This is a genomic window from Streptomyces vulcanius (assembly GCF_042653945.1).
Taxonomy (GTDB): Bacteria; Actinomycetota; Actinomycetes; order Streptomycetales; family Streptomycetaceae; genus Streptomyces; species Streptomyces mangrovi.
The window spans coordinates 65,262-82,780 of sequence record NZ_JBHSFK010000019.1; the positions used below are offsets into that span (position 1 = coordinate 65,262).

At 66.3% G+C, this 17,519-nt stretch carries 14 protein-coding genes; 10 read left to right on the forward strand and 4 right to left on the reverse strand.

All coding sequences use genetic code 11. The features are described 5' to 3' along the window. Positions 1-38: 38 nt before the first annotated feature. From mrdA to ACFPIH_RS27600, 4 genes are all read left to right on the forward strand, one after another. The gene (gene mrdA, locus ACFPIH_RS27585; protein WP_381173056.1) at positions 39-2,285 is read left to right on the forward strand and encodes a penicillin-binding protein 2; all 2,247 of its coding nucleotides are present in this window, start codon (positions 39-41) and stop codon (positions 2,283-2,285) included. Further along, a complete protein-coding gene (gene rodA / locus ACFPIH_RS27590; protein WP_381173054.1) occupies positions 2,282-3,481 on the forward strand; it encodes a rod shape-determining protein RodA in 1,200 nt (399 codons plus the stop codon). Before mrdA ends, rodA begins: the two co-directional genes overlap by 4 nt. Before the next feature lie 93 nt (positions 3,482-3,574). Further along, complete coding sequence (locus ACFPIH_RS27595; RefSeq protein ID WP_381173052.1) at positions 3,575-5,080, forward strand: CYTH and CHAD domain-containing protein; 1,506 nt, start codon at positions 3,575-3,577, stop codon at positions 5,078-5,080. An 84-nt stretch (positions 5,081-5,164) separates the two neighbouring features. Beyond that, on the forward strand, positions 5,165-7,105 hold the full coding sequence (locus ACFPIH_RS27600) for a TIGR03960 family B12-binding radical SAM protein (RefSeq protein WP_381173050.1): 1,941 nt from the start codon (positions 5,165-5,167) through the stop codon (positions 7,103-7,105). A 523-nt stretch (positions 7,106-7,628) separates the two neighbouring features. On the opposite strand, the gene ACFPIH_RS27605 is transcribed toward ACFPIH_RS27600, so the two are convergent. Together ACFPIH_RS27605 and ACFPIH_RS27610 are read right to left on the reverse strand one after the other, a co-directional pair. After that, positions 7,629-8,828: an OmpA family protein gene (locus tag ACFPIH_RS27605; protein WP_381173048.1), complete on the reverse strand. Its 1,200-nt coding sequence runs from the start codon at positions 8,826-8,828 to the stop codon at positions 7,629-7,631. Between the two features lie 26 nt (positions 8,829-8,854). After that, positions 8,855-9,928: an OmpA family protein gene (locus ACFPIH_RS27610; RefSeq protein ID WP_381173046.1), complete on the reverse strand. Its 1,074-nt coding sequence runs from the start codon at positions 9,926-9,928 to the stop codon at positions 8,855-8,857. A 513-nt stretch (positions 9,929-10,441) separates the two neighbouring features. Here ACFPIH_RS27610 and ACFPIH_RS27615 point away from each other — a divergent pair. Next, positions 10,442-11,362 (forward strand): phosphotransferase enzyme family protein, encoded by a 921-nt coding sequence (locus tag ACFPIH_RS27615; RefSeq protein ID WP_381173044.1) that lies wholly within the window; start codon positions 10,442-10,444, stop codon positions 11,360-11,362. 12 nt (positions 11,363-11,374) lie between these two features. On the opposite strand, the gene ACFPIH_RS27620 is transcribed toward ACFPIH_RS27615, so the two are convergent. Further along, complete coding sequence (locus ACFPIH_RS27620; RefSeq protein WP_381173042.1) at positions 11,375-12,703, reverse strand: tetratricopeptide repeat protein; 1,329 nt, start codon at positions 12,701-12,703, stop codon at positions 11,375-11,377. 337 nt (positions 12,704-13,040) lie between these two features. Here ACFPIH_RS27620 and ACFPIH_RS27625 point away from each other — a divergent pair, with 337 nt between their 5' ends. After that, positions 13,041-13,499 (forward strand): ATP-binding protein, encoded by a 459-nt coding sequence (locus ACFPIH_RS27625; RefSeq protein WP_381173040.1) that lies wholly within the window; start codon positions 13,041-13,043, stop codon positions 13,497-13,499. A gap of 317 nt (positions 13,500-13,816) precedes the next feature. Beyond that, positions 13,817-14,116 carry a hypothetical protein gene (locus ACFPIH_RS27630; RefSeq protein WP_381173038.1) on the forward strand — a complete coding sequence of 100 codons (300 nt, stop codon included), beginning with the start codon at positions 13,817-13,819 and terminating at the stop codon, positions 14,114-14,116. A gap of 410 nt (positions 14,117-14,526) precedes the next feature. On the opposite strand, the gene ACFPIH_RS27635 is transcribed toward ACFPIH_RS27630, so the two are convergent. Beyond that, complete coding sequence (locus tag ACFPIH_RS27635) at positions 14,527-15,306, reverse strand: GntR family transcriptional regulator (RefSeq protein WP_381173036.1); 780 nt, start codon at positions 15,304-15,306, stop codon at positions 14,527-14,529. A 168-nt stretch (positions 15,307-15,474) separates the two neighbouring features. Between ACFPIH_RS27635 and ACFPIH_RS27640 the strand changes: the two genes are divergently transcribed. The 3 genes from ACFPIH_RS27640 to ACFPIH_RS27650 are packed head-to-tail and all read left to right on the forward strand — an operon-like array spanning position 15,475 to position 17,320. Continuing rightward, positions 15,475-15,825, forward strand: a complete 351-nt coding sequence (locus ACFPIH_RS27640; protein WP_381173033.1) for an SCO3933 family regulatory protein — start codon at positions 15,475-15,477, stop codon at positions 15,823-15,825. Beyond that, on the forward strand, positions 15,825-17,126 hold the full coding sequence (locus tag ACFPIH_RS27645) for an FtsK/SpoIIIE domain-containing protein (protein ID WP_381173031.1): 1,302 nt from the start codon (positions 15,825-15,827) through the stop codon (positions 17,124-17,126). Before ACFPIH_RS27640 ends, ACFPIH_RS27645 begins: the two co-directional genes overlap by 1 nt. Next, positions 17,123-17,320 (forward strand): hypothetical protein, encoded by a 198-nt coding sequence (locus ACFPIH_RS27650; protein ID WP_020130201.1) that lies wholly within the window; start codon positions 17,123-17,125, stop codon positions 17,318-17,320. Before ACFPIH_RS27645 ends, ACFPIH_RS27650 begins: the two co-directional genes overlap by 4 nt. The last annotated feature ends 199 nt before the right edge of the window (positions 17,321-17,519 follow it).

The following is a 17,519-nucleotide window of genomic DNA, read 5'->3' on the forward strand; positions in this document are numbered from 1 at the left end:
TGACACTTGCACACCACTGAGAGGGGGAGGCAGCCGCAGTGACCAATATTCCCGAGACCGGTCGGACCCCACGGGTCCAGATCCGGCTCGTCGTGATCCAGATCCTGGTGCTCTCCCTCCTCGGCACCCTCGGCGGGCGCCTGTGGTACCTCCAGATCCGGGAGGGCGCCGCCTACGCGAAGGAGGCCTCCGGCAACCACGTCCAGCAGGTCGTCCAGCCCGCCGTACGCGGCTCGATCCTGGACGCGCGCGGAGTGCCCCTCGCCGACAACGAGACCCGCCTGGTGGTCTCCGCCTCACGCACCGACCTGCTGAAGCAGCCCGACGACGGCAAGGCCGTGCTGGCCAAGCTCGCGGGCGTCCTCGGAATGGCCCCCGACGAGGTCATGCAGAAGGTCCGGCTGTGCGACGCCAAGACCCCCCAGCCCTGCTGGAACGGCTCGCCGTACCAGCCGATCCCGATCACCGACGAGGCCACCGCCAAGCAGGCCCTGCAGATCCGTGAGCGCGCCGAGGACTTCCCCGGCATCACCGCCGAGCCCGAGGCCGTGCGCCGCTACGCCGCCCCGGGCAACGCCAACACCGCGCAGGTCCTCGGCTACCTCTCCCCGGTCACCGACGACGAGATCACCAAGGCCCAGGACACCGACTCGCCCTATCTGCGCTCCGACCAGGTCGGCCGCAGCGGCCTGGAGCGCCAGTACGACAAGGTGCTGCGCGGCAAGGCGGGCGTCACCCGCTACGAGGTCGACAACCTGGGCCGGGTCATCGGCCAGGCCGAGGCGGACGCCGCCCAGCCCGGCTCCAACCTCGTCACCAGCATCGACTCCCGCGTCCAGCGGGTCGCCGAGTACGAGCTGAGCAACGCGATGAAGGTCGCCCGCCAGCAGTTCGACAAGATCACCGGCGAGAACTACAAGGCCGACTCGGGCGCGGTCGTGGTGATGGAGGCCAAGACCGGCAGGGTCGTCGCCATGGCCTCCGCCCCGACCTACGACCCCAACGTGTGGGTCGGCGGCATCTCCGCCAAGGACTACAAGAAGCTCACCGGCAAGAACTCCGACTACCCGCTGCTCAACAGGGCCATACAGGGTCAGTCCGCGCCCGGTTCGACCTTCAAGGTGGTCTCGACGGCCGCCGCGGTCGAGGCCGGCTACGAGTGGGACGGCGGCTACCCGTGCACCAGCTCCTACTCGGTCGGCGGCCAGGTCTTCAAGAACTTCGAGGGCGAGAGCTTCGGCCCCATCTCCCTCGGCCGCGCCCTGGAGGTCTCCTGCGACACCGTCTTCTACGGCCTCGCGGACCGGGAGTGGAAGAAGGACGGCGGCATCAACCCGAAGAAGGGTGAGCCCAAGGACTACTTCTACAAGGCCGCCCACCAGTTCGGCCTCGGCAAGGAGACCGGCATCGACCTCCCCAACGAGGTCACCGGCCGCGTCCCGGACCGCCAGTGGAAGCAGTCCTACTGGAAGGCCAACAAGACCGCCTGGTGCAAGTCCGGCAAGAAGGACGGCACCTACGTCGAGAAGATCGCCTACGAGAACTGCCTCGAGGGCAACAAGATGCGCGAGGGTGACTCGATCAACTACTCCATCGGCCAGGGCGACACCCTCGTCACGCCGATCCAGGAGGCCGTGATCTACGGTGCCCTCGCCAACGGCGGCACCATGTACGAGCCGTCCATCGGCAAGGCGATCGTCAGCGCCGACGGCAGGACCGTCCAGGAGATCAAGCCCAGGAAGCAGGGCAAGCTGCCGATCAACCAGGCGACCATCAAGGGCATGGACGCCGCCCTGGAGGGCGTGGTCACCCGCGGTACCGCCGCCTGGAAGTTCGGCGGCTGGCCGCAGGACAAGATCCCGCTGCACGCCAAGACCGGCACCGCGGAGGTCTACGGCAAGCAGACCACGTCCTGGCTGGCCACCTACAGCAAGGACTACACGGTCATCATGACCATCGCCCAGGCCGGTACCGGTTCGGGCGCCTCCGGTGAGGCCGTGCGGCACATCTACAACGCCCTCTACGGCGTCTCCGAGGCCGGCGCGATCGACAAGAAGAACGCCCTCCTGCCCACCCCGCAGCAGGGCCTGCCGAAGGTCCAGGCGGACGGCACCATCAAGTCCCCGAAGGTCGCCAAGGACCCGGCCAAGGACCAGCGCGCCAGCCAGAAGTCCGCGCCCCAGCCCGACGGGTCGCAGCCGGCCGCAACCACCCAGCAGAACACCACCAACCAGAACACCCGCAGACGGCCTCGGCGCAGGCGGGCCAGGAGGTCGCTCGCATGACCGGCGCGAACGGCTTCTCCGTCTCCGGATACGGGCCCGCGCGGGCCGGCTGGACCCGGGTCTTCGCCCGTGACTCGCTGGCCCGCCGCATGGACTGGCCGATACTGCTCTCGGCGATCGCCCTCTCCCTGATCGGCTCGGTGCTGGTCTACTCGGCCACCCGCAACCGCACCGAGATCAACCAGGGCGACCCGTACTACTTCCTCATCCGGCACCTGATGAACACCGGCATCGGGCTCGCCCTGATGATGGGCACGGTCTGGCTGGGCCACCGCACCCTGCGCAACGCCGTGCCCGTCCTCTACGGTCTCTCGCTGCTCGGCATCCTGGCGGTGCTCACCCCGCTGGGCTCGACGGTCAACGGCGCGCACTCCTGGATCGTGCTCGGCGGCGGCTTCTCGATCCAGCCCTCCGAGTTCGTGAAGATCACGATCATCCTGGGCATGGCGATGCTGCTGGCGGCGCGCGTCGACGCGGGCGACAAGCCGTACCCGGACCACCGCACGGTCGTCCAGGCCCTCGGCCTCGCCGCCGTCCCCATGCTGATCGTGATGCTGATGCCCGACCTCGGCTCGGTCATGGTCATGGTGATGATCGTGCTGGGTGTGCTGCTGGCCTCCGGAGCCTCCAACCGCTGGGTCTTCGGGCTGCTCGGCGCGGGCGCGGCCGGCGCGATCACCATCTGGCAGCTGCACATCCTGGACGAGTACCAGATCGCCCGCTTCGCCGCCTTCGCCAACCCCAGCCTCGACCCGGCCGGCGTCGGCTACAACACGAACCAGGCGCGGATCGCGATCGGCTCCGGCGGACTGACCGGGGCGGGCCTGTTCCACGGCTCGCAGACCACCGGCCAGTTCGTCCCCGAGCAGCAGACCGACTTCGTCTTCACGGTCGCGGGCGAGGAACTGGGCTTCCTCGGTGCGGGACTGATCATCCTGCTTCTCGGCGTGATCCTGTGGCGCTCCTGCCGCATCGCCCGCGAGACGACCGAGCTGTACGGCACGATCGTGGCCGCCGGGATCGTGGCGTGGTTCGCCTTCCAGTCCTTCGAGAACGTCGGCATGACCCTCGGCATCATGCCGGTGACGGGCCTGCCGCTGCCCTTCGTGTCGTACGGAGGCACGTCGATGTTCGCGGTGTGGGTGGCGGTGGGGCTGTTGCAGTCCATTCGGGTGCAGCGGCCGATGTCGGCGTAGATGTACGGACACCTTCAGTTTCCTGGGTATTAATCCGCCATTCGAGCCCGGTGGGCACTGCCCTCCGGGCCCGAGTGCGACTAGTGTCGTTGCATGGCGGAGACGAAACGCGAGATCGAGCGCAAGTACGAATCCGACGACAGTGGGCTGCCCGACCTGACCGGCGTCGCGGGCGTGGCGAACATCCTGGACAAGGGCACCGCCGAACTGGACGCCACCTACTACGACACCTCGGACCTGCGCCTCGCCGCGGCCTCCCTCACCCTGCGCCGCCGCACCGGCGGCTCCGACGCCGGCTGGCACCTGAAACTCCCCGTCGGCCCGGGTGTCCGGGACGAGATCCAGGCCGAGCTCTCCGACACGGTCCCCGACGAACTCGCCGCCCTCGTGCGCTCCCGGGTCCGCGAGGGCCAGCTGGTGCCGGTCGTCCGGCTGCGCACCGCGCGGGACGTCCGCGACCTGGTCGACGCCAACGGCAAACTGCTCGCCGAGGCCAGCGTGGACGCCGTACGGGCGGAGCGGCTGTTCGGCGGCAAGGGCCACGCCGAGTGGACCGAGATCGAGGTGGAGCTGGCCGACGACGGGGACCCGGCCCTCCTCGACAAGGTGGAGAAACGGCTGCGCAAGGCAGGCGTACGGCCCGCGAAGGCCGCCTCGAAGCTGGCGCGGGCGCTGGCCGAGACCAAGGGCGGACACCCACGGCCGAAGGACCGGGAACCCGTCGAGCCCGTCACCGCCGGCGACCATGTGCTGGCCTACGTCCGCGCCCAGCGGGACGCGATGGTCGAGCTCGACCCCGCCGTACGCCAGGACGCCGAGGAGTCCGTGCACGACATGCGGGTCGCCACCCGGCGGCTGCGCAGCACCTTCCGCTCCTTCGGCAAGGTCCTCGACCGCGAGGCCACCGACCCGGTCGCCGACGAGCTGAAGTGGCTCGCCGGGGAACTCGGCGTCGGCCGCGACCAGGAGGTGCTCGCCGAACACCTCACCGCCGCCCTTGACGCCCTGCCCACCGCACTGATCTCCGGACCGATCGCCGAGCGGCTGCGCACCTGGGCCGGCGCCGGACACGGCGGGGCCCGCAGCAGGCTGCTCGGCGTACTGGACTCGCAGCGCTATCTCACCCTCCTCGACACCCTGGACTCCCTGGTCGCCGACCCGCCCCTGCGCAAGGCGGCCGCCAAGAAGCCGGAGAAGGTGCTTGCCAAAGCCGTACGCAGGGACTTCGCGAAGGTGTCCGAGCTGATCGAGGAGGCAGCCGCGCAGCCGCCCGGCGCCGACCGCGACCTCGCGCTGCACGAGGCCCGCAAGAAGGCCAAGCGCACCCGCTACGCGGCCGAGGCGTCCGCCCCCGCCCTCGGCAGCGAAGCCAGGTCCCTGGTCAAGTCCATGAAGTCGTTGCAGAGCCTGCTCGGCGACCACCAGGACAGCGTCATGGTCCGCACGACGCTGCGCGAGCTGTCCGCGGTGGCGCACGCGGCGGGGGAGAGCGCCTTCACCTACGGGCTGCTGTACGGCCGCGAGGAGCGGCGCGCGGAGCTGGTGGAGCTGGCGGTGCCGGACCAGTGGGAGACGACCGAGGGTTCGATGAGGGTTTAGAGCGGGAAATTTCGCGGACGGGGAGGGCTTTCCGGCGCGTTACGCTAGATGGCCACCCTGTCAGCTCACGAAGGTAACGCCGCGATGTCTGTCGAGTCGGTCTTCCCACAGCTCGAAGCTCTGCTCCCGCACGTGCAGAAGCCGATCCAGTACGTCGGCGGCGAGCTCAACTCCACGGTCAAACCCTGGGAGTCCTGCGACGTGCGCTGGGCGCTCATGTACCCGGACGCGTACGAGGTCGGGCTGCCCAACCAGGGCGTCATGATCCTCTACGAGGTGCTGAACGAGCAGCAGGGCGTCCTCGCCGAGCGCACCTACAGCGTCTGGCCGGACCTGGAGGCGCTGATGCGGGAGCACGGCGTCCCGCAGTTCACCGTGGACGGCCACCGCCCGGTGAAGGCCTTCGACGTGTTCGGCCTGTCCTTCTCCACGGAGTTGGGCTACACCAACATGCTCACCGCCCTGGACCTGGCCGGGATCCCCCTGGAGTCCAGGGACCGCACGGTCGACGACCCGATCGTCCTCGCGGGCGGCCACGCGGCCTTCAACCCCGAGCCGATCGCCGACTTCATCGACGCGGCCGTCATCGGCGACGGCGAGCAGGCCGTCCTCGACATGACCAGGATCATCCGCGAGTGGAAGGCGGAGGGCCGCCCCGGTGGCCGCGAGGAGGTCCTCCTGCGCCTCGCGAAGACCGGCAACGTCTACATCCCGGCGTTCTACGACGTCGAGTACCTCCCGGACGGCCGTATCGCGCGCGTGGTGCCCAACCGGAGCGGTGTGCCGTGGCGGGTCAGCAAGCACACCGTCATGGACCTCGACGAGTGGCCGTACCCCAAGCAGCCCCTGGTCCCGCTGGCGGAGACGGTCCACGAGCGGATGTCCGTCGAGATCTTCCGCGGCTGCACGCGCGGGTGCCGCTTCTGCCAGGCCGGCATGATCACCCGCCCTGTGCGCGAGCGCTCCATCACCGGCATCGGCGAGATGGTGGAGAAGGGCCTGAAGGCAACGGGCTTCGAGGAGGTCGGCCTGCTCTCCCTGTCCTCGGCGGACCACTCGGAGATCGGCGACATCGCCAAGGGCCTGGCGGACCGCTATGAGGAGGACAAGGTCGGCCTGTCCCTGCCCTCCACGCGCGTGGACGCCTTCAACGTCGACCTGGCGAACGAGCTGACGCGCAACGGCCGCCGCTCCGGCCTCACCTTCGCCCCCGAGGGCGGCTCGGAGCGCCTGCGCAAGGTCATCAACAAGATGGTCTCGGAGGAGGACCTGATCCGCACGGTCGCCACCGCCTACGGCAACGGCTGGCGCCAGGTGAAGCTGTACTTCATGTGCGGCCTGCCGACGGAGACCGACGAGGACGTCATGCAGATCGCCGACATGGCGATGAACGTCATCCAGAAGGGCCGCGAGGTCTCCCGCTCCAACGACATCCGCTGCACGGTGTCGATCGGCGGCTTCGTCCCGAAGCCCCACACGCCCTTCCAGTGGGCCCCGCAGCTCTCCGCCGAGGAGACCGACGCCCGCCTCGAGAAGCTCCGTGACAAGATCCGCGGCGACAAGAAGTACGGCCGCTCGATCGGCTTCCGCTACCACGACGGCAAGCCCGGCATCGTCGAGGGCCTGCTCTCGCGCGGCGACCGCCGCATCGGCGCCGTGATCCGCGCGGTCTACGAGGACGGCGGCCGGTTCGACGGCTGGCGCGAGCACTTCTCCTACGACCGCTGGATGCGGTGCGCCGACAAGACGCTGCCCGCCGTCGGCGTCGACGTCGACTGGTACACCACCCGCGAGCGCACCTACGAGGAGGTCCTGCCCTGGGACCACCTCGACTCCGGCCTCGACAAGGACTGGCTCTGGGAGGACTGGCAGGACGCCCTCGACGAGACGGAGGTCGAGGACTGCCGCTGGACACCGTGCTTCGACTGCGGGGTCTGTCCCCAGTACGACACATGGCCACAACTGAGCAACAGCGGCAAGAAACTCCTCCCGCTAGAGGTCAAGAAGACCGCTCCGACCAGCTGAAACGGGGGAGCGGGGGTGAGTGAGGCGCTGCGACGGATCGCTGAGGCTGTGGCGGAGGTCACAGAATGGGAAGCGGCCTCGGCGCTGAGTGCGGTCGGGGCGCTGAGGGTGCGGCAGCGGCGCGTGCAGGATGCACCCAGGACGCCGCTGCCGCCGCCTGGGGGCTCCTCGGGGATCTTGTGCGAGGTGGAGTGGGTCTGATGGCGTCGGACGCCTCCTGTCAGCCAAGAGCGCGCTCATGCCGGCGGCGGATCCACGCGATCCGAACGCGTCGGCCCCACAGCAGTGGCTCCATCTGCCGGGCCAGTACTCCACCGCGCCCCGGTACACCGCAGAACCACAACGGACGTGCGTGAGAAGAGGCTGCCGCCGTGCTCCGCGAGCTCAGTGCTCGGGTGGGCGGCAACGTGGGAACTTCAAGGAGGTGCGGGCGCCATGCCGACCTCAGTGACTGCTTGCTGCGCGATGGTTCGTAGGCCAAGCAACTCGTCACCTGATCAAGGCATCAAGTTCACTCGTCTCGCTAATATTTAATTTCAACTCGACGCATGCGTGCAGCCCGGCTCTCATCGAAAACGCCACCGATGATCGAAGAACCGCCAGGGGCGATACCTCCCCCATAGGTGTGCATAGAGGGGTGTACCCCCCGCGCATGGAGTGCCTCATTTAGCTGCTCCTCCACGGCTTTGGCGCGCAGCTCCGCAAGGGTCTGACACCTGGTAATTGTGACGTCTGGAGGATCGGCAGTATATCCGACGAGGGCAATAGAATTCTGTAGCGAGGAATCTTTCACGGCATTAGCAATAGCTCCCGCCGTCTCGTCGATCGCCTTCTTTGCGCTGGGGAGCAAACCGGCAGAGTTTGCTGTGAATTCCACCGTCACCGGCCCCTCCGACTTGAGTGGGAGTCTATATGCATGATCTCGAACAGCTTGTTTTTGTACACGCTCAATCTGGGAGCGCAAATGAAACGCTTTGAGCTCATGCTCCCGCTTCCCCCTGAGATGCTTCAGAACTAGCTTCGTGTAGTATCGAAGATCGTCCTGCTCAAGCGAACCGTCACAGAATGCAGTCCAGAAAACTAGGGCATTTGTAATTAGCATTACAAGCGACACAAGGACGGCCAGCAGCGGTGTCAGCCTATAGTCACCGGAATATGTTCCTTCGACAAAAATGCGGATGGAGAGGGACACGAATATGAAGATGAGCAGTAGGCCGATCCCTATCAGACCAACCCTTGCAGCGGTGGGAATCTCAGTCCACCTCAGGTCGCGGTCATGAGTCTTATGGTCGCGCAAATTGTGACCAATTTCGTACAATGCAAAAGTCGAACCATAAGTGGGCAGCAATGCGACGACCAAAGCAAGTGCAAAAGTGAACCCACTGGGATTCGCCAGGTCCACATTGAAGACCGACACTGTGAACCAGAGCATGATCGGAAAATCAATGACTGCGGTAAAAATCCAGACGAGTACTTTGACCCACCGTGCCACCAGCCTGTGACGCCGACTGCCATTGCCTTCTTCTCGCTCAATCTGCTTGGCGATTTCCTCACTGCAACGCTGGGCTTCCGCTACAGTCATTACACCGCCGCGGGCTCCCGGCACCTCGACGGCGAATACTCCGTCGGCAAGACGTTGGTGCTGTGCCGCTTCACTTTCCAGCCGGTCAAGGTGAGCCGCTGCGTGTGAAGAAAGCGGGGAGGGTGTGTCGCTAGCAGTCATAGCACTACCCGACTCTCAAAATATGATCAATAGAGAATCTCTACGCGCCGCATTTTTGCGGCCTGATTCTCATCGAACTTTCCGTTGCGGATAGAGGAAGTTTCCTTAAATATCCCGCCTCCATCGGCTGTGATCCTTACCGAGATCCCGTGCTCGCGAAGCGCTTTGTCAAGCGCTTCGGCTACGGCGTCGGCTCGCTGCTTGGACAAACGTTTACATCCGGCAATGGTTGAGCCTGGAGGGTCTGCTGTATATCCGGTGACCTTAATAGCTGATTTCTGTTGATCCTGTCCAAATTGGGTGACCATCTTGTCAGCTACTGATTCGACTGTGCTACTTGCGCTGGGCGGCAAAACGGCAGAATCGCCAGCGAAACCCAACAGCGAATCAGAAACAATCAGCTTTCTTTTTCCATGCGGTCCCCGAACAGAGACCACTTCCTCAACCGGAATTATGGGCTGTGAAACCGTTGCCCTGGGAGGTTGCTCGTCTCGCGACGAGTTATCAACACTGCAAGATTGCGCGCCCGAGGCAGTGCAAATGCCCAGCCAGTAGCGCTCCAGTGTGTTCCTTATCGGCTGAGGCAAGGTGGGCTGTCCGCCTGCGGTTTCACCCAGTCCGCTGAATATAACGCGCCACCCAGGCAATGGAGGCAGCAAGTCGCGGCTCTTCAATTCCTTCACCAGTTCCTTCACGTCCTTCTGCCAGGTAACTTGACGCAAATCCAATGCACCTCGGGTGCTCAGTCCGCTGCTAATAACCATTAGAGTTCGCTGGGTATTGGTCGCATCACCATAGGGGTGAACGGCCAAAGAGATGCCCTCTAGAAGATCCATTCCTGCGGCGCTTGCTTTCAGGCTACTAACGGCATCAGTTGCTTCATCGAGATTCTCCTCAATCAACTCTTTCTTTCTGAGTTCGTTGTGCTCTACCTGCCCATTTCCTCTGCGCGGAGTTAGGTCCACAACGGTCCGATTCGATGATTCTGATTCAAGTATATTTGCCTTTCCTCCAGATTCGCTCTCGGCGATCCCCCGAAGCGTCTCCCGACTGCCGTCACTGAGGGTTGGCATTGGCTCTGTCGCGGTCCCTGTTGCCATCACAACCAACTTCTGCTCCGGTTGCTCGGGCTTACCGACGCAACCGACTTGCCCTCCTATAACCATTCCAGCGACCGCTAGGAGCGCAACCGGAATGCACCGGTTGTACCGCCAAACATGCGTTGATGTACGTTCCATGCTGGCCCCGCATGTTGGATCATGCCACCAGTGATTCCCCTGACTCGGCACCCCTGCCCTTAATTCGCGCGTCAACTAAAATATAGTTGTGGGGTCAAGGAGTGCCTAGGTCGGGTTTCTCTAAGGGGCGTCTCAACGCTGAGAATTGGTCCCTTCAGCGGAATACGTCATGAGCGCCAAATGCTTGCGCTTACCTACCAGCTTCTCACCGCTCCACTCGCATTGCATCCGCAGCATTCACCTTCCAAGGAGAGGCACCCTCGTCTGTCCGCAGGCAAGTCGGTACGGTCAGTCTCGTGTCTGGCGTGCGTCGGGGTTGGTCACCCGTGGGCGTGCGCTGGTTGATCGCGCGCGACTAGGGGAGCTGGTACGGGCATGGCGGTTGACGCTGCTCGGGGATCGGAAGAAGCGTTCACGTCGGCAGGGGCGACGCGTGTGATGGGCGGCGCTTGCCGGGTGGTCGGGCTCGATGCCGCCGGCGCTGAGCTGATCAGGTTAGGGGAGAACGCTCTCTTCAGGCTGGCCTCGGTGCCGGTGATCGTGCGTATCGCCCGGTCGATTGAGTACCTGTCGTCGGCGCGTAGGGAGGTTGCCGTGTCTCGGTGGCTGGCGCGTGAAGGGTTTCCCGCGGCTCGTGTAGTCGACGACCTTGAACAGCCGGTCGTGGTCGATGGGCACCCGGTGACCTTCTGGCATCTGATCGTTGAGGACGGCCGAGCGGCTACCTATGGGGAGTTGGGTGCGGTCCTGCGGGATCTTCACTCGCTGGCGCTGCCGGATGGCTTGGAGCTGCCTCGGTACGACGCTTTCGGGCGTTCGGACTTGCGGCTTGAGCGGGGTGTCGGGGTAGCGGATGACGATCTCGACTTCCTGCGTAAGCGAGGGCAGGAACTGAAGGAGAAGTTGGAGGAGTTGCGGTTCGAGTCGTCGTTGGGGCCGGTGCACGGGGATGCTCACACCGACAACCTGATGGTGGACCGGACTGGCGTCGTGTATCTGATCGACTTCGAGAACTTCTGCGTCGACCACCCCGAATGGGATCTTGAGGTAGCGGCGCACGAGTATGCCCGGCTGGACTGGGTGACGGATGAGCAATATGCCGCCTTCGTGGGCGCCTACGGGCGTGACCTCAGGGAGTGGCACGGATTTGAGACGCTGTGTGCTGTCCAGGAGTTCAAGATGACTACCTGGCTCATGCAGAACGTTGCTGAGGGGGAGGAGGTTGCGGCGGAGTTCGCTCGGCGGATGGCGTCGTTGCGAGACGAGAGTGCACCGCGCCGGTGGCTCCCGTACTGAGGGTCGTAGCGTCTACTCGTCCAGGCTGGCCAGCGCTTCGGAGACCCGGTTGTTGAATTGCGTCACGATCGGCACTCCTGCGTGGGTGCTGATTCCTTGCTGAAAGTCGGTGACGTAGCGAAGGAATCGGGCCGATTGCAGGGATTCGCCTTCGTCGACTGCCTGTGTGGCTGCGACGATCGCGCTGTCCAGGTCGCCGTTCAGGATGTGGCTCTCCGCGAGTACCATGCGGCAAAATCCCAGGGTGCGCGCGTACTGCGGGTCTGTTTTGGCGACGGCTTTTTCTGCGAATCGGAGTGACTCGGCCGGCCGCTTGAGGTCGCGGAAGCAGTGGGAGAACTCGCCGATCAGTTCTGCTTCGTCGAAGTAGGCAAGCCATTCGGGGCCGTCGGCTGTGGCTCCTTCGAAGTGGCGTTCTGCCTCGTTCATCGCGCGGGACGCTCCGGTGAGGTCTCCGGCGCTGGACAGGGCGCGGGCCTCGTGGATCGCGTACATGGCCTTGGCGCGTGGTGTTGCGCTGCCCTTGGCGCCTTCGACCGCGGATCGCGCCAACTGCAAGGCGCGTGACGTCTGTCCCAGGTAGTTCGCCTGGTGGCTGAGGTTGGCCAGGACGGATGCGCCGAACATCCGGTCTCCGGTGACCTGGGTGAGCCGCAGGGCATGGAGGAGGTAGCGGTTCGCCAGTCCGTGATTCCCGATGTCGTACGCCATCCATCCCAGTACTTCGGCTGTCTCCGCTGCCACCGTGAAGAGGGCATGGCCGACCTTTTCCGAGTAGCTGGCATTGAGAAGGGGTAATACCTCGTGCCGGAAGTAGTGTCTTAATGCCTTGTGGCCGTGGCCTCCGCCGTACAGGAAGTCCAGGCGCATGAACATCTCGGTAGCGGTCTGGATCGCGCGTACGTCGCGCATGCCGACTCGCTGAGAACTGTGCCTGTCGGCTTGTACTCCATCGGGTCGGGCCACCATCCAGGACAGGACTGCGGCGTTTATCTCTCCGTCGGGGATGATCAGAAGGCTGGCCGATTCCGGCTCGGGGCGCTCCTCGGAGAGACCTTCCAGCGCGGTCAGGGCGTCGGGCAGAACGGCGGCGTAGGCAACTGGCTGGGGTATGGCCGGTTCCGGGGCTCCGAACAGGCCGAGATCTCCCGGAGTGATGCGGCGTCCCAACTTGGAGCCGAACACGTCCGCCATGATTGCGGCGGCCTGCGCCCGGATACCCGCTCCGTCCCGCCAGCGCTGTACGGCGACGTGGGTCGTTCCGAGTGTGCTGCCGCGCTGCTGCGCGAGATCTCGCATGCGCTTGGCGAGACCCTTGTTCGAGAACCCGGTCTCGTCCATGAGGGAGATCAACTGTGCGTTCGGCTCTCGGCTCATGCTCCCCTGCCAACCCGAGAATGACGATGAGTCACCATCGTGTCACACCGTTTGAACCCGGGGGGTTCAAAAACGAACCCCCGTCATATTTGCCGGTGTTCATGTGAACCCCCTGGTGAACACTCCCGGCTGAACCCCCTGCGTCGTTCACTGGTCGCACAGATCGGCGGGCTGCGGAGTTCGCCAGTGTCCGGGAGGGAACGCGGTGGAAGCACAGCAGAGCAGACGCGCAGTGAACACCCTGGCCGTGGGATTTCCTCGTCGTTCGGTCCATGATCCCGGCGCGGGGCATTTCCGGAGCATGACGCTGTACGCCGAATCGCCGGACTGTGCCAAAGCGGCGCGGGACATGCTCGGTTCGTATCTCCAGACCTGGGGGTTGGCGTACGCGGTCGACGCGGTGCGGCTCGTCGTGTCGGAGCTGGTCGGCAACGTCGTGCATCACGCGGTCCCGGACAACGTCCTTGCGCGCCCTGGTGCCGGACGTCGTATCGACGTGTCGGTGGTGACCTGGCCGGAGCTGCTCGTACTCGGTGTACGGGATGAGGACTCGACTCCTCCCGACCTTCCTGCCGGAGAGGTCGTATCGCCCGAGCTGGCGGGCGGCTTCGCTGAGGCGCTGCTGCCGGACCGAGGGCGTGGGCTGCTGATCGCTCAGCGTCTGGCGGAAGCGGTGTGGTGGTCGCCGGAGCGCGACGGAGGCAAGACCGTCTGGTGCCGTTTCGACCTCGAAGAGCTGTGGGCCGAGCACTCGGCCTGACTGACGCCGGCGCGTCGCCTCCTCGTGCTCCCTCGCGATCGGGAGTCGGCGATGCGCCGGTCACCGGCCGGAGTTGACCGCTTCGGCCGGGGAGCGCGGCCCTTCGAGGGCTCGTTGTCTCCCCTCCCGTAGAGGGGCCGCGCTTCACAACCTCATACCGAGACCGGGCCACCCCATCAGCCCTGGAAAGCGAAGGGTGGCCCGGCTGGGGACACTGCGATCCCCGGTGCCAAATGGTACCGGGGTCGCAGTGCTGCGTCTGCTTCTGGCCCTGGAATCAAGGGAGTTGACGACCAGTTAGGTTGAGGTGAGCGAAGGTGTCTGGCTTCGGTGAGGACTGGCTCAGGGATGGGCTGGACGACATCACAAGCGTGGAGTCCGGTCTGTGGGTTCGTGGCGTCGACTACATGTCGGGCTGGCGGGTGGCGCGCGAATCCGCTGACCGACTGAACCGGGCGTTGCTCGGCGCGGGGTTCGAACTCTCGGAGGCGCGGGCGGTCGCCTCGACGGACGAGAACGGGCACGGCGTCGTCCGTCTGGCGGGCCGGCCGGGCGCGGTGGACCGGCTTGCCGGGCTTCTGGAGGCGCTCGGTGATGGCGACGGTGGTGCGCCGTGAGGGGTGTTTCCGCTGGTGAGTGGCGCGCGTGGGCACGTCGCCGGCCGGAGAGATTTTGGGCGGGAGCTGCCATGGGGCGAGTGAACAGGGGGCCTTACGCTGCTCGGGCGAATCGGGCAGGTGGTGCACCTGCTCGCGTTTGTGTCCGATTGGCCCCCTGTTCTTCGAGGCTCGCCCCATGGTGGCTGCCTAAAATCTCGGAGGCTGGCGACCCCCAGCCCCGTGGGTTTCGGCCCTCGGCGGCCGGTCGTCGCCTCGACTCCTCGGGCGTGCTGCGGGTGGGGGCGCATGGCGCTCGGCCGGGACCGGCGGTCACGCCGCATGCCCGGCCGGGGCGGCCGGGCGTCCCGGCGCGCCGCAGGCGCGCCCTTGAGGAAGTGAAGGCTGTTTCGACCGATGCCCGTTGGCGATCATGCCGGGCGGCGTCGGGTGGGCTCTTTGTCGGCGGTGAGCCGGTAGGTGAGTTCGGCGCGGTCCGCTGGGATGCGGAGTTCTTCGAGGATCAGGGCATCGTCGTCGGTGCCGCAGGTGACGCGGGACAGGTGCAGGACCGGGGTCGCGTCGGGCAGTCGCAGTGCGGTGCGCTCGTCGGGGAGCGGCATGCGGGCCCGTACGGTCTCGGACCACCACAGTTTGTGTCCGGCCTTCGTCAGCATCGCGTACACGGCCGCGGGTTCGGCGTCCGGGGTTTCGGCGAGAGCGGGTACGGCCTCGGCCGTGGCGAACGGAGTCAGCATGCGGTGCATTGCACGTGTGCCCGTGGCGGGATCGACCAGCAGCCGGTCACACCCGAACAGCGCGTCCTCCAACCGGAGTTCGAGCGCATGTGCTGTCGCTTCGGTGGCGTGCGTGCGGTAGGTGCTCGGCTCCTCGGCCTGCTGCCACGCGGCTACGCCGTGCAGCACGAAATGCCCGCCGGAAGTCTTGCCCACGTATCCGGGGATGCTGACGACGGGCCGGCTGTCGGAGCGTACGAAACTGCCCTTGCCGTGGTGGACGTCGATGAGTCCTTCCGCGCGCAGGGCGGCGACGGCGTTGCGGACGGTCGGGCGCGAGACCTTGTAGCGCTCCATGAGCTGCGCCTCCGAGGGCAGCGGGGCGCCGGGTTCGTACTCGCCGGACAGGATCGCTTCGCGGATGGCGGCGGCCACCTGCTGGTAGAGGGCTCCGGGGCGCTGGATCTCCGACATCTCGGTATCTCCGACGGGTTGAGGTTGTAGGTACGTCGCACGTGCGGCGTCACTCGTCAGCATAAGTAGTTGCGCTCTCGCCGTACAGCACCCCACACTCATCACTCGTAAGGACAAGTGACGTCAGTATGAGACTGACGCTCTGACTGGCCAGGGAGGCCGAAGATCATGCAGTCCATTCCCGTGGACACGGCGCGGCTGGGCGTACTGCGGTGCGCCATCGCTCCGGAAGTGAAGATCAGCAACTCCGAGACACAGGAGGTGAAGAAGGACCGGGACGGCAACCCCGTCTACACGGTCGCGGTGACCGTGCGGCAGGACCGGCGGCGGATCTCCGTCATCGAGATCGCCGTCAGCGGTGAGCCCAAGGGCATCGACGAGGGCCAGATCGTGAAGGTCACCGGGCTGGTGGCGTTCATGTGGTCGATGGGCGACCGCCACGGCGTCAGCTTCCGCGCGGATGCCATCACGCCCGTGCACGGCACCCCGGCGGCGCAGGTCAAGGGCGGTGGCGCGTGATGGGGCCGATCGTGCTCGCCTTCGCCCTGGCCGTGCTCGCCTGGATGTTCGTCGTCGGGGACCTGGTGCGCCGGCACCGTCCGGTCTGGCACTGGTACCTCATCGGCTACCCGGTCGCCGCGTGGCGGGTGGTGTTCACCTGGCGGCGCGTCGCCGTGCTCAACGACCTCGCGGTGTCCCGGCTCCCGGCGCGCACCCTCGTCGGGCATCTGCTGGTCAAGGGGGATCCGGTGCGGCCGGTGGCTCCGCGCTGCTCCTTCCCGCGGGCCACCCCGATGGGGCTGACGCTGGTGGTGCGGCTGCACGCGGGGCAGACCCCGGCGACGTATCTGAAGGCGGCGGATGCGTTCGTGCACGCGTGGAAGGTGCACGCGGTGCGGGTGACCTCGCCGGAGCGCGGGCTCGTGTTGCTGACCGCGATGGCGAGTGACCCGCTGGAGCGTCCGGGCTTAGCCACGGCTCCGGCCGAGCTGCTCTCCGCGCTGATCGGGGCGCTGGAGACGGGCGGGGCGTGGGTGATGAACCTGCGCCTGGTACCGCACTGGCTCATCGTCGGGGCCACTCGCTCGGGCAAGTCCACCCTGCTGGCCCGGCTCATCACCCAACTCGCCACGCAGCGCGTCGCCCTGGTCGGCGTCGACTGCAAGGGCGGCATGGAACTCGGCCTGTTCACCGCACGACTGAGCGCGCTCGCTACGTGTCGGCGTGAGGCGGTGGCCGTGCTTGCCGCGCTGGTGGTCGACATGCAGGACCGGATGAGTGCGTGCCGGTCGGCCGGGGTCCGCTCTATCTGGGAGCTCCCGGACAAGCTCCGCCCGGTCCCGGTCGTCGTCCTGGTCGACGAGATCGCGGAGCTGTACCTGTCCGACGGCACGCGGGAGAGCAAGGCGGAGGCCGAGCAGTGCTCCACGCTCCTGCTGCGGCTGGCCCAGCTCGGTGCCGCCCTCGGCATTCACCTGGTCGTCGCCGGCCAACGCGTCGGATCCGACCTCGGTCCCGGCGTCACCGCTCTGCGGGCCCAGCTCGGCGGCCGGATCTGTCACCGGGTCAACGACCCCGGCACGGCTGAGATGACCCTTGGCGACCTCAACAAGGACGCGGTGGCCGTAGCGCAGGCGATCACTGCGGCGGAACGGGGCGTGGCGGTGTGCACGGGGCCTGACGGCGGCTGGAGCCGTGCCCGTTCCCACCTCACCCCCACCGATGAGGCCGTGGCCACGGCCCGGAAGTACTCCGCGATGACCCCGGAACTGCCCCTCGTCACCCGCGCGCTCGTGGCCCTGGAAGGAGAGAACAAGTGATCAGCGAAGGTACGGCGTTCACGTTCGCGGTGATCTTCGGGATCATCACCGTCCTCCTCGTCCGCTCCCGCGACGTGCGCGCCTGGGAAGCGGTCTGCGTCGGCCTCTTCGGCGTCTACCTCGGCCAGACCCCCGTGGTCTTCACCATTCACGGGCTCGTGACCTGGTTCATCAGCGGCTTCTCCCACACCTGAGCAGAGAGGACACCCGACCATGCCCATGCCTCGCGTGAGGTGCCCCCACTGCAAGGGCGACGGCGCCCGCAAGACCTGGACCGGACGCATCCGGCGCTGCCGCGTCTGCCGCGGTACCGGCACCATCCGCTGAACCCCCGCACCGACCACCAGCCAAGGGAGTGATCCCCATGACCGACCTTGCGCCACCAGCCCTCAC

Bases quoted from the DNA above. Each gene is read 5' to 3' on its own strand.
- rodA (WP_381173054.1), top strand. From the start codon at position 2,282: ATGACCGGCGCGAACGGCTTCTCCGTCTCCGGATACGGGCCCGCGCGG.
- ACFPIH_RS27595 (WP_381173052.1), top strand. From the start codon at position 3,575: ATGGCGGAGACGAAACGCGAGATCGAGCGCAAGTACGAATCCGACGAC.
- ACFPIH_RS27600 (WP_381173050.1), top strand. From the start codon at position 5,165: ATGTCTGTCGAGTCGGTCTTCCCACAGCTCGAAGCTCTGCTCCCGCAC.
- ACFPIH_RS27605 (WP_381173048.1), bottom strand. From the start codon at position 8,828: ATGACTGCTAGCGACACACCCTCCCCGCTTTCTTCACACGCAGCGGCT.
- ACFPIH_RS27610 (WP_381173046.1), bottom strand. From the start codon at position 9,928: ATGGCAACAGGGACCGCGACAGAGCCAATGCCAACCCTCAGTGACGGC.
- ACFPIH_RS27615 (WP_381173044.1), top strand. From the start codon at position 10,442: ATGGCGGTTGACGCTGCTCGGGGATCGGAAGAAGCGTTCACGTCGGCA.
- ACFPIH_RS27620 (WP_381173042.1), bottom strand. From the start codon at position 12,703: ATGGACGAGACCGGGTTCTCGAACAAGGGTCTCGCCAAGCGCATGCGA.
- ACFPIH_RS27625 (WP_381173040.1), top strand. From the start codon at position 13,041: ATGACGCTGTACGCCGAATCGCCGGACTGTGCCAAAGCGGCGCGGGAC.
- ACFPIH_RS27635 (WP_381173036.1), bottom strand. From the start codon at position 15,306: ATGTCGGAGATCCAGCGCCCCGGAGCCCTCTACCAGCAGGTGGCCGCC.
- ACFPIH_RS27640 (WP_381173033.1), top strand. From the start codon at position 15,475: ATGCAGTCCATTCCCGTGGACACGGCGCGGCTGGGCGTACTGCGGTGC.
- ACFPIH_RS27645 (WP_381173031.1), top strand. From the start codon at position 15,825: ATGGGGCCGATCGTGCTCGCCTTCGCCCTGGCCGTGCTCGCCTGGATG.